Source organism: Flavobacterium tegetincola DSM 22377 (assembly GCF_000425485.1).
GTDB lineage: Bacteria > Bacteroidota > Bacteroidia > Flavobacteriales > Flavobacteriaceae > Flavobacterium > Flavobacterium tegetincola.
On sequence record NZ_KE384388.1, the window covers coordinates 39,598 to 53,436 of the forward strand.

At 34.4% G+C, this 13,839-nt stretch carries 10 protein-coding genes; 6 read left to right on the forward strand and 4 right to left on the reverse strand.

Going from position 1 to position 13,839, the window contains the following annotated elements; translation table 11 throughout:
* Nucleotides 1-47 precede the first annotated feature (47 nt).
* Both H602_RS0116160 and H602_RS0116165 read right to left on the reverse strand, forming a co-directional pair.
* Nucleotides 48-1,097 carry an AMP-binding protein gene (locus H602_RS0116160; RefSeq protein WP_026978951.1) on the reverse strand — a complete coding sequence of 350 codons (1,050 nt, stop codon included), beginning with the start codon at nt 1,095-1,097 and terminating at the stop codon, nt 48-50.
* Nucleotides 1,098-1,107: 10 nt separating this feature from the next.
* The gene (locus H602_RS0116165; RefSeq protein WP_026978952.1) at nt 1,108-2,013 is read right to left on the reverse strand and encodes a CPBP family intramembrane glutamic endopeptidase; all 906 of its coding nucleotides are present in this window, start codon (nt 2,011-2,013) and stop codon (nt 1,108-1,110) included.
* A gap of 335 nt (nt 2,014-2,348) precedes the next feature.
* Here H602_RS0116165 and H602_RS0116170 point away from each other — a divergent pair, with 335 nt between their 5' ends.
* Nucleotides 2,349-4,823 (forward strand): TonB-dependent receptor, encoded by a 2,475-nt coding sequence (locus H602_RS0116170; protein ID WP_026978953.1) that lies wholly within the window; start codon nt 2,349-2,351, stop codon nt 4,821-4,823.
* A 95-nt stretch (nt 4,824-4,918) separates the two neighbouring features.
* On the opposite strand, the gene H602_RS19055 is transcribed toward H602_RS0116170, so the two are convergent.
* Nucleotides 4,919-5,275, reverse strand: coding sequence for a helix-turn-helix domain-containing protein (locus tag H602_RS19055; RefSeq protein WP_035759890.1), 357 nt, complete (start codon nt 5,273-5,275; stop codon nt 4,919-4,921).
* A 244-nt stretch (nt 5,276-5,519) separates the two neighbouring features.
* Between H602_RS19055 and H602_RS0116180 the strand changes: the two genes are divergently transcribed.
* Both H602_RS0116180 and H602_RS0116195 read left to right on the forward strand, forming a co-directional pair.
* Nucleotides 5,520-6,881, forward strand: coding sequence for a hypothetical protein (locus H602_RS0116180; protein ID WP_157505136.1), 1,362 nt, complete (start codon nt 5,520-5,522; stop codon nt 6,879-6,881).
* A gap of 747 nt (nt 6,882-7,628) precedes the next feature.
* Nucleotides 7,629-8,504 (forward strand): cation diffusion facilitator family transporter, encoded by an 876-nt coding sequence (locus H602_RS0116195; protein ID WP_026978955.1) that lies wholly within the window; start codon nt 7,629-7,631, stop codon nt 8,502-8,504.
* Nucleotides 8,505-8,575: 71 nt separating this feature from the next.
* On the opposite strand, the gene H602_RS0116200 is transcribed toward H602_RS0116195, so the two are convergent.
* Nucleotides 8,576-10,636 carry a M13 family metallopeptidase gene (locus H602_RS0116200; RefSeq protein WP_026978956.1) on the reverse strand — a complete coding sequence of 687 codons (2,061 nt, stop codon included), beginning with the start codon at nt 10,634-10,636 and terminating at the stop codon, nt 8,576-8,578.
* A 131-nt stretch (nt 10,637-10,767) separates the two neighbouring features.
* On the opposite strand from H602_RS0116200, the gene H602_RS0116210 reads away from it, so the two are divergent.
* From H602_RS0116210 to feoB, 3 genes are read left to right on the forward strand one after another with little or no spacing between them, the layout of a single operon-like run.
* Nucleotides 10,768-11,439 (forward strand): SCO family protein, encoded by a 672-nt coding sequence (locus H602_RS0116210; RefSeq protein ID WP_026978957.1) that lies wholly within the window; start codon nt 10,768-10,770, stop codon nt 11,437-11,439.
* 57 nt (nt 11,440-11,496) lie between these two features.
* Nucleotides 11,497-11,730, forward strand: a complete 234-nt coding sequence (locus tag H602_RS0116215) for a FeoA family protein (protein WP_026978958.1) — start codon at nt 11,497-11,499, stop codon at nt 11,728-11,730.
* A 6-nt stretch (nt 11,731-11,736) separates the two neighbouring features.
* Complete coding sequence (gene feoB, locus H602_RS0116220; RefSeq protein WP_026978959.1) at nt 11,737-13,839, forward strand: ferrous iron transport protein B; 2,103 nt, start codon at nt 11,737-11,739, stop codon at nt 13,837-13,839.

Sequence of the window (13,839 nt, forward strand, 5' to 3'; positions counted from 1 at the left end):
ACCTGATTCACATGAATCAGGTTTTTTTTTGTGTTCAAAATTTTTCATTAGATAAGTGTTATGGTTTCTTTTCTCAGTAATTTACCATTACTAGAATCTTTAAATTGCTTTAGAAAATGTATTTCTTTAGGCCTTTCATATTTTTCGAGCACATTAAAAGTGACATCGTCCAATGCAAAGGGATCTGATTCAATTAGTAAGACAACTTTCTCTCCTAGATCGGTGTCGGGTTTGCCATAAATCATGAAACGTGGGCTAATTTTATGGACCAACTTTTCTTCTACTAGTTCTGGATTGATTTTAACTCCACCCGAATTAATTACGTTGTCTAGCCTTCCAAGAAATCGAAATTGATTCCCTTCTACTATTTCTACCACATCATTAGTAATTATAGGGTAATCAAGTAGTTTGGGCGCGTCAATGATCAGGCAATTTCTTTCGTCAGCTGTGATGGAAATATTAGGCATTAATCTAAAGTTTTTCTCGCCTACTTTTTTGGCTGCAATATGAGATACTGTTTCAGTCATTCCGAAAGTCTCATAACAAGCTGTTTTTTTTAGTTTCAGCAATTGTTTTTCTAGCTTTGCATTAATTTTTGCACCACCCACGATCAGTTGCTTAATCAAATGCAATTCTTTCAATGAGTTTTGAGCTTGTAACGGAACCATTGCACAAAAATCGTAGCATTTAACTACTTTCAGCAACGGTTGAAGCGATGGCGGAACAAAATCCATTTCTAAACCTAGCACAAAGCTTCGAACAAACATCATTTTGCCTGCCACATATTTCATCGGCAAACAATTTAAAATCTTTGCACCAGCCTGTAAGTCAAAAAATTTACCTGAAGCTATAGCAGAATTAACCATAGATTGCTTAGAAACTCTGATCAATTTCGGAATTCCAGTGCTCCCGGAAGTATGCATTTCAATGTAAGGATGATCGTCAAGCCAATCCAATAAAAACTGACCTACACCTTTTTCGGAAGCGTTTCCTTCCTTAATGTAGCTGTAAGCAACGATATATAAATCATCTTTAGACAAGTTATGTCCGTTTAATTTGAACTTGGGATGTATCTCAAGGTATGTTGGTTCTTTCATAGGATAAAATTTATGGAATTAGAGGTTGTGGATCTTTTAGTTTGCCAAAAAGCTTCTGTTGCCAATCGTTCCACTTGTACTTTTTACTAAAGATAAAGAGAAGGATTGGGAATATAATAAAAACGGGTAATAGTACATCAAAACCGGCAGAAGGTGCTGCAACATCTTTTAGCACAGAGTGCGTTTGGAAGGCGGACCAATCCGATGTTAAAAGTAAAGCGCCAACAAGATTATTAGCAGCATGAAAGCCTAATGCTAATTCCAATCCTTCGTCCATTAGCGTTAAAATTCCTAAAAAGAAACCGGTTCCTACGTAATAAATCAGGATGATGTAGCCCATTTTTCCAACTTCAGGATTCCCGATGTGCATCAATCCGAATGCGAGGGAAGAAAACACAAATGGAAACCACCGACTTTTTGTTGCCAAACCGATTCCCTGCATTAAGTAGCCTCTGAAAAAATACTCTTCAAAACTTGTTTGCAACGGAATGAGAATGATTGCTAAAAATAAAAATATAAAAAAGGGAACGGGTTTAAAGTTATAGATATAGTTTTCGGGGTTATAATAGTAAGCAATTAAAATTGTTCCAATGAGAAATGCAGCCCAAAGGAAGAAGGAGAAAAAGATACGGTTCCAATCTACTTTCTTTCGTGACGTGGTTAAGCTTCGCAAACTTTGTTGGTGCACATATTTTACCCAGAAAAGCAAGCCAATACACATCACTGATAGCGGTCCAACCAATAAAACGAATGCAGTATTTACTCCTACGGTTTCGATTATGTTTTTAATTACAGCGTCCGTGTCAATATCTTTTGTAGAGATATAATTGAAAATCATAAACGCAAAAAAACACAGCGGAATAGGAAGGTAAGTCAGTAAACTAGTTTTTTTATCTTGTAATTGTTCAATGTACATACTTCTATTGGATTTTGGATTTTAGTACTAATTTACTTTTTTTTCGGCAATCATTTTAAATAATGGTAGTAAAATAATAGATTCAGTATTGGTAATGTGTTTTTGATAGGTCATAGTGTACGCTTAGAAAATTGGTGTAATCATTTTAATAAGTTACACCCATGCTTCAGTAGCACTTTAGTATATAAATCGCGTAATTTATAAGATTGTATTTCGACAAATTTTATTCATTTTAGATAATCTAGCCAAGGATTGTTTTAACACATCTTTGGGAAATTGGCTTGTAACGTAAGGGTATTTTTGCAGTCTAATAATAGAATTTAAAATTATTTTTCATGCGATTCACACATTACTTCGTTTTTGTTTTTGCCTTATTTTTTACAACCCTCAGTTTTGCACAGCAGCCAACAGTGAAAAACGTGAAAGTTTCAGGAAAAGTCTTAGACAAGATTACTAAGCAACCTTTAGAATATACCACTATCACATTTATTGAAGTAGGAAATCCAAGTGGAGTTTCTGGTGGAATTACTGATTCTAAAGGTGAATTTGATTTCACAATGAAAACAGGGAATTATGATATTAGAGTTGAGTTTATCTCGTTCAAACCTATTGAAATCAAAAATCGTTCAATTCAAAATGATGTGAATTTGGGCACTTTTTCTTTGGTAGAAGATGCTACAATGCTTCAAGCTGTTGAAATTAGAAAGGAAGAATCTACAGTTGAAATTAAATTAGATAAAAAAGTTTACAATGTAGGTCAAGATATGATGGTTAAAGGTGGAACAGTTAGCGACGTTTTAGACAATGTGCCTTCTGTTTCCGTAGATGTGGAAGGAAACGTAAGCTTAAGAGGAAATGATAACGTAAGGATTTTAATTGATGGCAAACCTTCTGGTCTTGGTGGAATTAATATTGCAGAAGCGCTAAAATTAATTCCAGCGGAAACAATTGATAAAGTGGAAGTAATTACCAATCCATCTGCTCGTTATGACGCTGAAGGTGGAGGAGGAATCATTAATATTGTCCTTAAAAAAGGAAAAAATCTTGGTATAAATGGAACAGTAACTGCTACTACAGGTAATCCAGATAATTTTGGTCTAAATGGTACTTTCAATTATCGTACTAAAAAAGTAAATTACTTTACAACGCAAGGGTACAGCTACAGAAAAGGCCCAGGAAATTCAAATAGTTTTGCAGAGTATTTTTCGCCTTCAGGAGAGACGGAAAGTTTTTTAGATGAACGACGAAGCAATGAGCGTTTAAATAAAGGATACAACGGAAATGTAGGTTTTGAATGGTACGTAACTCCTTCAATTAGTTGGACCAACACCTTTTCGTACAGAAAAAGTAACGGTGACAATCCGGATAATGTATCCCAAAAATTCTACGACGCTGACTTTAATTTGACCAATCAAACATCTCGTTTCAATGATCAATTTAGTGATGATGAAGACATGGAATATGCAACTAATTTTGTCAAGAAGTTTAAAACGGATGGTCATCAATTGTCAATCGATGCTTCTTATTCCAAAAATAAGGAGGATGAAAATGCTTTGATCAACAGTACCTCGAATGATTTAATTACCAATAATACAATTTTCAATCAGCAAACTACGGAAAGCTTTCAAAAGCAGAAAAGAGTATTAGTCCAAGCCGATTACGTATTGCCATTTGCTGATAAATACCGATTGGAAGCAGGTTACCGACTTAATATTACAGATTTAACTACAGATTACAGGGTTGAAGATTTAGAAGGCGGCATATTTGTAAATAACGAACAATTTACAAATGCACTGCAATACAAAGAAAAAGTACATGCAGTATATTCGCAATTTGGCTCTAAAGTGGACAAATTCTCTTACTTAGTTGGTTTGCGTTATGAAAATTCAAATATTGACGTCAACCAATTTACACAAGCGTCCTTTAATAACAAAAGCTACAGTAATTTATTTCCAAGTGCGTTCTTAACCTATGAATTGGGCGACTTTGAAAACGTTTCTTTAAGTTACAGTAAACGAATTTCGCGTCCACGTTCTCGTTTTATTAATCCATTTTCTAGCCTATCTAGTAACATTAATATCTTTAGAGGAAATCCAGACTTAGATCCATCGCTGACCGACTCTTATGATTTGGGGTATTTGAAGAAATTCAACAAATTTACATTTAACACGTCTATGTATTTCAATAGAACCAAAGACGCGGTACAGTTTGTAAGAAGTACGGAAGTAATCAATAATACTAATGTTTTAGTAACTTCGCCCATAAATGTTGGTTCTCAAGATCAATACGGATTTGAATTTACGTTGTCTTACAATGCATATAAGTGGTGGAAATTAAACGGAAATTTCAATTTTTTTAAAAATCAAACTAAAGGAAATTACACTTATCTTGGTCTGAATAATACGCCTGAAACAATTGATTTTAGTAATACAGCGCTTTCTTGGTTTGCTAGAGTTACATCTAAAGTTTCACTACCTTACGGAATTGATTGGCAAACTAACGGTACTTACATTGCTCCTCAAGATAGTGCTCAAGGACGTTCAGATGGAATTGCAAGTATGAATCTGTCGTTTAGTAAAGATGTGCTTAAAGAGAAAGGTACCATTGCTTTAAATGTGAGCGACGTATTTAATTCTAGAAAAAGAGTTATGGATACCGAATTGCCCTCTCAAAATGTTTCATCAGAAATGCAGTGGCGTGAGCGTCAAGTAAATCTATCATTTACCTACCGTTTCAACAGAAAGAAAACCGATCGTGAACGCCCTAAGGGTGAAAGCGGTGGAGAAGAAGGAGAATACATGGGAGGTTAAAAAAAGTAAAGCGGTCTTAATTAGACCGCTTTTTTTATGCTTTTTCCTGAAGTAACATCTGCTCTTTCAACAGCAAAAAAAATATCATACAGTAATTAAAAACCATTACTTTCTAAAGTACTCCCGCTCTCTTTTATAGCAGAAACTATTTTAGCAATTGAATTTTCATCTGTTATGATAAAAACCATTCCCTGATTTATAGATTGATCTCGGTTGCCTTTATTAAACTGATTGATCTTTACAGTAGTAGAAGCGTTTTCAAATAATTCTCTAATTTCTACCTGCAAAAGTGCTGCAATTTTTGGAATATATTCACTTTTCACATCACACTCACCGCTTTCCCATGTAGAGTAAGTACTCTGCTTAATGCCCAATAATTCTGCAATATCTTTTTGTTGATATTTAGTATTTCTTTCTCTGAATTTTCTTAAGTTTTTTGAAATGGCGGTCATGTATTTTTTTTCAAATATATAAAAATATCGACAAATTGAAAAATGTTATCGACAAATTGGACTTGTTTTAGCAAGATAATGATAATTTTTGCTAAGATGTAACTAATTAATGGTTTTGCATGCTCAAAAATATCGAATCGCTTGGAAATACACTATGATTTTATTCAAGTAAATGCTGGTAATTTGAAAAATGCAAAATAAATAGTTATTGTATGTCATTTAACCAACCTTAAACCAAATGAAAATGAAAAGATTAAAAGTCCTTTTGAAAGTAGCTTTACTAAGTTGTACTTTCTTACTTTTTGTAAACTGTGATACAGATGATGTGCCGCAAGATTCGCAAGCGCACCAACACGAAGACAGCAATAAAATCAGTTTTAATGATTTTATAAAGAAGACTAAAATTAAAAAGTTTGATGTAAATATTAAACCTGTGGCAGTGGAAAGCGATGTTCTAGGAAGATCCTCAGAAGATTTGCAATTTATAGGCTTTACAGTAGACACACTTACGGTTAAACAATTAGTAAAAAATGGTGAAACTACTTTTACACTACCTGTAATTCCTAATCCTTACCCCAACAACCCAAATTTTTACTACAACATTGTTTTTCATCAAGTTGGAGAAGCTTATCAATGGTCAATATTAGAGTTTGAAAAGACAGAAGAAAATGTTGAAGTAACAGAATTGCTAAATGAAACAACTAATAACGGAATGGTTGATGTAGGTGCAAGAATAGATGTCATATGGAAGATGAAGATATTATTTCATTGTACAAAAACTGGCTTATGTGCTGACGGACCTTGCGACAGCTGCGAACAGTGTATTTCTTTAGGAACAGTAGTAAGTGGTGTAGATGAGAAGGAATTTTTAAGCATTACGGATACGCCACAAAATTTAATTAGTCAAAATGGTGGAGGTCTCACAAGTGGCAATTCATTTTCTCCGGTCGTAATTGCTGCAATTAATAATTTCACAAGTACTCTGACAACTGCACAATTAGCTGTTTATAATGCTAACAAATCTAGTTTTGATAATTATTTGAGAAATAATTCTAGTACACTGGTAGGAAGTTTAGGACAGCAATCTACTTTAATTTATCCAAGTGCACAGCAGTTTCTTTTAAACTTGTTTAATTTGGGAATTACAAATAATCTAACTTTTGTTGTAGGCACTTCTGCTAGTCCATCTAATGTTTTACACTTTAATAATGTTCAGGAATTTCAAAATTTTTTAAACACAAATCAAAATTCAGTTGGTACTGATTTTGAATTATTGCAACAAGTAAATGAAAAACTTGCATCAACAAAATTTGGGTATGGGACCTATAGTATTAAAGCAGAAATAAAGCAAGAAACAGCACCTTCTTATAAAGTGGTTTCAGTCAATTCATACATAACAGGAATAACATTTTTATTATCGTGGGATCAAACTAATTTTGTAACTTCACATTCTGGAAGCACAGCAACAATTGATCTTTATGGAAAATTAACATACGGTGTTACAATTGGTACATTCAATGGTTTATCAGTTACAGTTGATCTTCATTATCAACTTGCTACAGATAAACCAACTGGAAATATTATTTCTGCTATTCAATTACCTTAAAAATTCTTCAAAATGGAAAATGTCACACCCGTCGTTGAAAGTTCTACTTGGTGGTTTTCAGTAGTAACACAATTATTTTCTGTAGTGTTTTTAGTTTTTATACTTTACTATCTTGTGAAATTATATAAAAAAATTGTGCACTACTTGGAAAGAAAGTGAATTGGAATACGGTTTTTTTTAGATGCTTAGTACCTAAAAACAGTGGAATAAAAACAGAAGGCTAGAAATAGTATTGTATACGGAACTCGTATTAATCTAATATAACAATTTTAAGATAAAGTCTGCTTAGAATTAGCGATGATATTTTTGCAAAAATTATAAAATTAAATAAACGCATTGTATTTGAGTGAGTAAGAACGACGTAGGAATATATTATTCATAAATTAAAAAAGTTTACAAAACATGTATTATGATAGAGATTTTAATAATGCTGATGCCAACAATTTTAAGCGTCCTGGCGCTAGTCTTGCTTTTAGATTTATATGTATTAATTCGGAAATATCTAAAACTAAAAATAGCAAAATTAAAAAAGGGCGATTAATATAAAACGGTATCATGCATGAACATTTTTTCTTTATTGACCGTTTCAACAGAAAGAAAACCGATCGTGAACGCCCAAAAGGTGAAAGCGGTGGAGAAGATGGAGAATACATGGGAGGTTAAAAAAAGTAAAGCGGTCTTAATTAGACCGCTTTTTTTATGCTTCATTGAAAAAAGGGCATAACTTTGCAACTCTAAAAAAATTTCATGAAATCCAAAATTCAAAAGGCAATCCAAGCAACATACCTAAGTATTTTTGGAAATTTAATTTTGGCTATAGCCAAAGGAATTACGGGAGTCTTCGGAAATTCGTATGCTTTGGTGGCAGATGCAATTGAGTCGTTGACGGATGTGTTTTCATCTGCATTAGTATTGTTCGGAATCAAATATTCAACACGTCCAGCCGATTCCAATCATCCATACGGTCACGGTCGGGCAGAAACACTAGTAACGTTTTTGGTAGTCGGATTTCTATTGATTTCTGCATCATTCATTGCTTATGAAAGTATTGCTAATATCCAAACGCCGCATGAAACGCCTGAGCATTATACGCTAATTGTCTTAGCAGTTATAATTGTTACAAAAGAAATTTTCTATCGTATTGTTTCTAAAAAAGGAAAGGAATTAAACAGTTCGTCCTTAAAAGCGGACGCTTGGCACCATAGAAGTGACGCAATAACGTCGCTTATGGCTTTTATCGGAATTTCAATTGCGATTCTGATGGGTCCCGGTTACGAAACTGCAGACGATTGGGCTGCATTATTTGCATCGTTTTTTATTGTTTACAATGCGTATTTAATTTTCCGTCCTGCATTAGGTGAAATTCTTGACGAACATCTTTACGATGATATGATAAATGAAATCAGACGCATTTCCGAACAAGTAGAAGGTGTGGAAGGAACAGAAAAATGCTTTGTACGAAAAACAGGCATGTCCTATTTAGTGGATTTACATTTGTTAGTTAATGGAGATTTATCGGTAACTGAAGGCCATGAAATTTCGCATGCAGCAAAAGATAAATTGATGGAAGAAATGCCCGAGTTGGCCAATATTTTGATTCATATTGAACCAATACATCTCTAAAAAAAGCCCCGAAAACTGAATTTCGAGGCTTCTTCTAAATACTGCGATGAAGACAGCTTATATTTAATTGACTACCAGATCTTAACTCTGTTTTCTGGAGTAACAAACATTCCATCTGCTTTTGTGATATCAAATGCTTTATAGAATGCATCTACATTTTGTAAAGGAACATAAGCTCTATACATTCCAGGAGAATGCGGATCTGTTTTTACTTGATTTTTAATCGCTTCGTCACGTGACTTCGTTCTCCAAATAGTGGCCCAAGAGATAAAGAAACGTTGTTCTGGCGTAAATCCATCAATTAATGGTTGGTTTGGATTTTCTTTTAAATACAATTGCAATCCATCATATGCAGCATTTACACCACCTAAATCTCCAATGTTTTCACCTAAGGTAAATTTTCCATCCACATAAGTTCCAGGCAAAGGTTGCAACATACTGTATTGGTCTGCAAGAGCACCACCCAAACCAGTAAATAATGTTAAATCTTCGTCCGACCACCAGTTAATTAGATTTCCATCTGCGTTAAAGCGCGATCCGGAATCATCAAACCCATGTGAAATTTCGTGACCAATTACTGCTCCAATTCCACCATAATTTACAGCTTCATCGGCTTGATAATTGTAAAATGGCGGTTGCAAAATCGCTGCTGGAAATACAATTTCATTATAAGAAGGATTGTAATATGCATTTACTGTTTGAGGAGACATAAACCATTCGTCTTTATCTACAGGTTTATTTAAGTCTTCAATGTTCTTTTTAAAACTCCATTTGGCAATTGCTTCACTGTTTGAAAAGTACGTTCCGCCTTCACTTGGCGCTTTGATTGTCAATTCTGAATAATCTTTCCACTTGTCTGGATACCCGATTTTCACTCTTGATTTATGCAATTTTTCGACCGCGGCAACTTTAGTCGCTTTTTTCATCCACGGCAAATTGTTGATTCTATTTTCAAAAGCAAGAAATACATTTTTAATCATCTTTTCAGCCTTTGCTTTCGCTTCAGCTGGAAATTTTTTCTCTACGTATAATTTCCCTAAAGCTTCTCCTGTAGCACCGTTTACTACTTGCAAAGCTCTTTCATCACGTGGTCTTTGTTTGATAGTACCCGTCAATGTTTTTCCGTAGAAATCAAAGTTGGCAGCTTCAATATCAGTGGATAATTGCGAAGCCGATGTACGCAAAAGATTCCATTTCATAAACGCTTTCCAGTCTTCTACTTTGTTTGCTTTAAAAAGCGTTTCCAAAGAAGTCATGTATTTTGGTTGCGAAACAATTACAGAATCAATGTTTTTTAAGCCAACTTCACTTAAAAAAGTATTCCAATTGATGGACGGTGTTAATTTTTGCAAATCTGCAACGGTCATTGGATTGTACGTTTTTCTACTGTCGCGACGTTCCACACGGTCCAAACGTGGTTTAGACATCTCAACTTCTAATGCTAAAATTTTGTCAGCGTCCGTTTTGGCTTTAGCGGGTTTTTCACCTAAAAACTGCAACATTCGTGCTACGTGAGTCACATATTTTGCTCTTTTTTCTTTAGAATCTGCATCGTCAGAGAGGTAGTAATCGCGGTCTGGTAATCCCAGTCCACCTAAACCAACATTAACCACATTTCGATTCGAGTTTTTTGCATCAGCGCCAACGCCAACGCCAAAAAATCCCAGACCACCAACAGGTTCCATCTCAATCAATAAAGCTTGTAGATCTTTTACGTTTTTTACGCTGTTGATTTTTGCCAAATACGGTTTCAATGGACCAATTCCTTGTTTGTTTCGGGTTACTGTATCCAAAATAGTTTGGTATAAACCTACTGCTTTACCTTGATCTGTGTCGGAAGTGTATTTTGGATTTTGAGCAGCTTCTTTTAAAATTGCTAATGCATCTTTATCTGTATTTTGACGCAATTCATCAAAACTACCCCAGCGGGTTCTGTCGCTAGGAATTTCGGTTTTTTTCAACCAATCGCCGTTAACAAAGTTGAAAAAATCGTCTTGAGGACGCACGTTTTTGTCCATTAATGTAATGTCAATTCCAGGCGTTTTTGTGGGCTGGTTTTGGCCTTGCATTTCTGTAAATCCAATAATTGCTGGAAGTACAAAAAGCAATTTTTTGTTTAAATAATATTTCATAAGTAATTTAAGTTTGATTGTATAACAAAAATATCATTTTCAGTCCAATAATTGGTTATTTTAAGATTTAGATAACAATTGTAAGTCAAACAAAATTGTAAGATTTTGTATTTTTGTGCCAAAATCTCCACATGCTTAAAATACTAAAACAATACAAAGTCTTTTTTCTCATCATTTTTATTTTTTCGGCAATAAGTGTTTCGCTTTTTATGAATGCCTTGACGCCTAAAAAACGCTTGCCCATCATGAATCCTGCAGATGTAAATCCAGAATTAGTGGACAGCACTGTTCAACACGTGAGCAAATACCATACAATTCCTGATTTCTCTTTTACCAATCAAAATGGACAAACAATTACCCAAAAAGAGTACGAAGGCAAAATATATGTAGCTGACTTTTTCTTTACAACGTGTCAAACCATTTGCCCAAGAATGACTTCAAATATGGTTGAGATCCAAAAAGCTTTTTTGAATGATCCTAAAGTAATGTTGCTTTCCCACTCCGTTTTACCTGACACAGATTCAGTTCCCGTTTTGCGTCAATATGCTACTGAAAAAGGAGTTATTGATGGAAAATGGAATCTTGTTACGGGAGATAAAAAGGAAATTTATGGAATTGCCAGAAAGTCCTATTTAGCAGTAAAAACCGGAAGTCCAGATGAATTGTATGATATGGTGCATACTGAAAATTTCATTTTAATAGATACCAAACGCCGTGTTCGTGGATTTTACGACGGAACCAAAACAGAAGATATAACACGACTCATTGAAGACGTTAAATGGTTGTCTGAAAATGAAAATTAACGAATTATTTAGTTTATAATTTGTACTTTCGCAATCTAAATTTAATCTAAATAAGCTTTGCAAAAGTCCATCGCACAACTTCGCATCGGGGAGCACGCCATAATTTCTGATTTTGACAGCAACGTAATTCCGCTTAAATTAATTGAGATGGGATGTTTGCCTGGTAATTCAGTTGTTTTGATTCAAAAAGCGCCTTTGGGAGATCCCTTATTTTTGAATATTAACGATAGTTTGCTTGCCATCCGGATGGAAATGGCCAAAGATATATTTATTGAAACTTCTGAAGCATAAAACGGTATGTCCAATCAAAATATTAAAGTTGCCTTAATCGGAAATCCAAATACGGGAAAGACGTCTGTGTTTAATTTATTGACCGGATTAAACCAGCAAGTTGGAAATTATCCCGGAATTACCGTGGAGAAGAAAATGGGTTCGCTGAATTTGCCTTTAAATTGCAAAGCCACAATATTAGATTTGCCAGGAACCTACAGTTTGAATGCAAGTTCACTGGATGAAAATGTAGTCATCGAACTTTTACTCAATAAAAATGACCTGCTTTTTCCAGATGTTGCGATTGTGGTGACAGATGTTGAAAATTTAAAACGAAATTTATTACTTTTTACGCAGATTAAAGATTTAGAAATTCCTACAATCCTAGTCATCAACATGGCGGATCGTATGGATGTAAAGGGAATTACGCTGGACATTCCTTTCCTGGAAAAACAGTTCAAAACCCGAATTGCCTTAATTAGTTCTAGAAAAAAGATTGGAATTGACAATCTGAAAATGATGATTGTGGAATATCAGAAACTTTCAACACAACCGTGTTTGAATGCTTCCAGCATTGATGTTCCTTACTTTGATAGTTTGAGAAAAGCATTTCCAAGTCAATCTTTATATAAATTATGGTTGGTAATTACGCAAGACGTCAATTTTTCCAAAGTAGATAAAAACGTTGTAGACACCAATAATTTTGCGAAACCCAATTCCGAATTAAAGCGTTTGCAGCAAAAGGAAACGATTAAAAGATATCAGTTCATCAACGATGTTTTAAAAACAGGTCGCACGGTTGATACAGCTAAAGCTACTGATTTCCAAGGAAAATTAGACCGAATTTTAACACATAAAATCTGGGGTTACGTTATTTTCTTTGCAATTTTGTTGCTTATTTTCCAATCCATATTTGACTGGTCAAGTTATCCAATGGATTTTATTGACGAAAGTTTTGCTAATTTAAGTGCATGGGCTTCAAATAATTTGCCGGCCGGAGTTTTAACAGATTTGATATCTCAAGGAATTATTCCAGGAATTGGAGGAGTTGTTATTTTTATACCGCAAATTGCATTTCTATTCCTGTTCATTTCCATTCTAGAAGAGAGTGGTTATATGAGTCGTGTTGTATTTTTAATGGACAAAATCATGCGAAAATTTGGCCTAAGCGGAAAAAGCGTTGTTCCATTAATTTCAGGTACCGCATGTGCAATTCCAGCAATCATGGCAACCCGTAATATTGAAAATTGGAAGGAACGTCTGATTACCATTTTAGTTACGCCTTTTACTACATGTTCGGCAAGATTACCCGTGTACACAATTTTAATTGCATTAGTTATTCCTAAAACCCGCATCTTTGGCATTTTTAATTCGCAAGGATTGACTCTTATGTTTTTGTACGTAGTTGGTTTTGCAGCAGCAATTACTTCTGCTCATATTTTGAATAAAATTTTAAAGATTAAAGGGAAAACGTTTTTTGTCATTGAAATGCCAAATTATAAGTTACCCATTTTTAAAAATGTAGTTATAAACGTTTTAGAAAAAACCAAAGCATTTGTTTTGGGTGCTGGAAAAATAATTTTAGCAATCTCTATTATCCTGTGGTTTCTTGCTTCTTACGGACCAGGAGCGGCTTTTAACGATGTGGAAAATAGTGTAAAAAGCAATCCACAATTTGAAAATTTCAGTGATGAAGAATACGATTCAAAAATCAGTTCAGAAAAATTGGAGAATTCCTACATTGGATTGATGGGCCACGCTATTGAACCAGTGATTTCACCACTTGGTTATGATTGGAAAATTGGAATTGCATTGATCACTTCCTTTGCAGCTCGAGAAGTATTTGTTGGTACTTTGGCTACAATTTACAGTGTGGGTGATGCGGATAACGAAGATACGATCAAAAATAAAATGGACGCCGAAGTAGATGCTGAAACTGGAAAGAAGATATTTGACTTTCCCACAGGAGTTTCTTTACTCTTATTTTATGCTTTTGCCATGCAATGTGCAGGAACATTGGCAATAACTAAAAAGGAAACTAATTCATGGAAATGGCCGGTTATCCAACTCGTATTTATGACTGGTTTGGCTTATTGTGTTGCTTTAATCGCCTATCAAATCCTTAAATAA

What these genes read in the sequence shown, in the direction of transcription:
- H602_RS0116160 (WP_026978951.1), bottom strand. Translation starts at nt 1,097, where the DNA reads ATGAAAGAACCAACATACCTTGAGATACATCCCAAGTTCAAATTAAAC.
- H602_RS0116165 (WP_026978952.1), bottom strand. Translation starts at nt 2,013, where the DNA reads ATGTACATTGAACAATTACAAGATAAAAAAACTAGTTTACTGACTTAC.
- H602_RS0116170 (WP_026978953.1), top strand. Translation starts at nt 2,349, where the DNA reads ATGCGATTCACACATTACTTCGTTTTTGTTTTTGCCTTATTTTTTACA.
- H602_RS19055 (WP_035759890.1), bottom strand. Translation starts at nt 5,275, where the DNA reads ATGACCGCCATTTCAAAAAACTTAAGAAAATTCAGAGAAAGAAATACT.
- H602_RS0116180 (WP_157505136.1), top strand. Translation starts at nt 5,520, where the DNA reads ATGAAAAGATTAAAAGTCCTTTTGAAAGTAGCTTTACTAAGTTGTACT.
- H602_RS0116195 (WP_026978955.1), top strand. Translation starts at nt 7,629, where the DNA reads ATGAAATCCAAAATTCAAAAGGCAATCCAAGCAACATACCTAAGTATT.
- H602_RS0116200 (WP_026978956.1), bottom strand. Translation starts at nt 10,636, where the DNA reads ATGAAATATTATTTAAACAAAAAATTGCTTTTTGTACTTCCAGCAATT.
- H602_RS0116210 (WP_026978957.1), top strand. Translation starts at nt 10,768, where the DNA reads ATGCTTAAAATACTAAAACAATACAAAGTCTTTTTTCTCATCATTTTT.
- feoB (WP_026978959.1), top strand. Translation starts at nt 11,737, where the DNA reads ATGTCCAATCAAAATATTAAAGTTGCCTTAATCGGAAATCCAAATACG.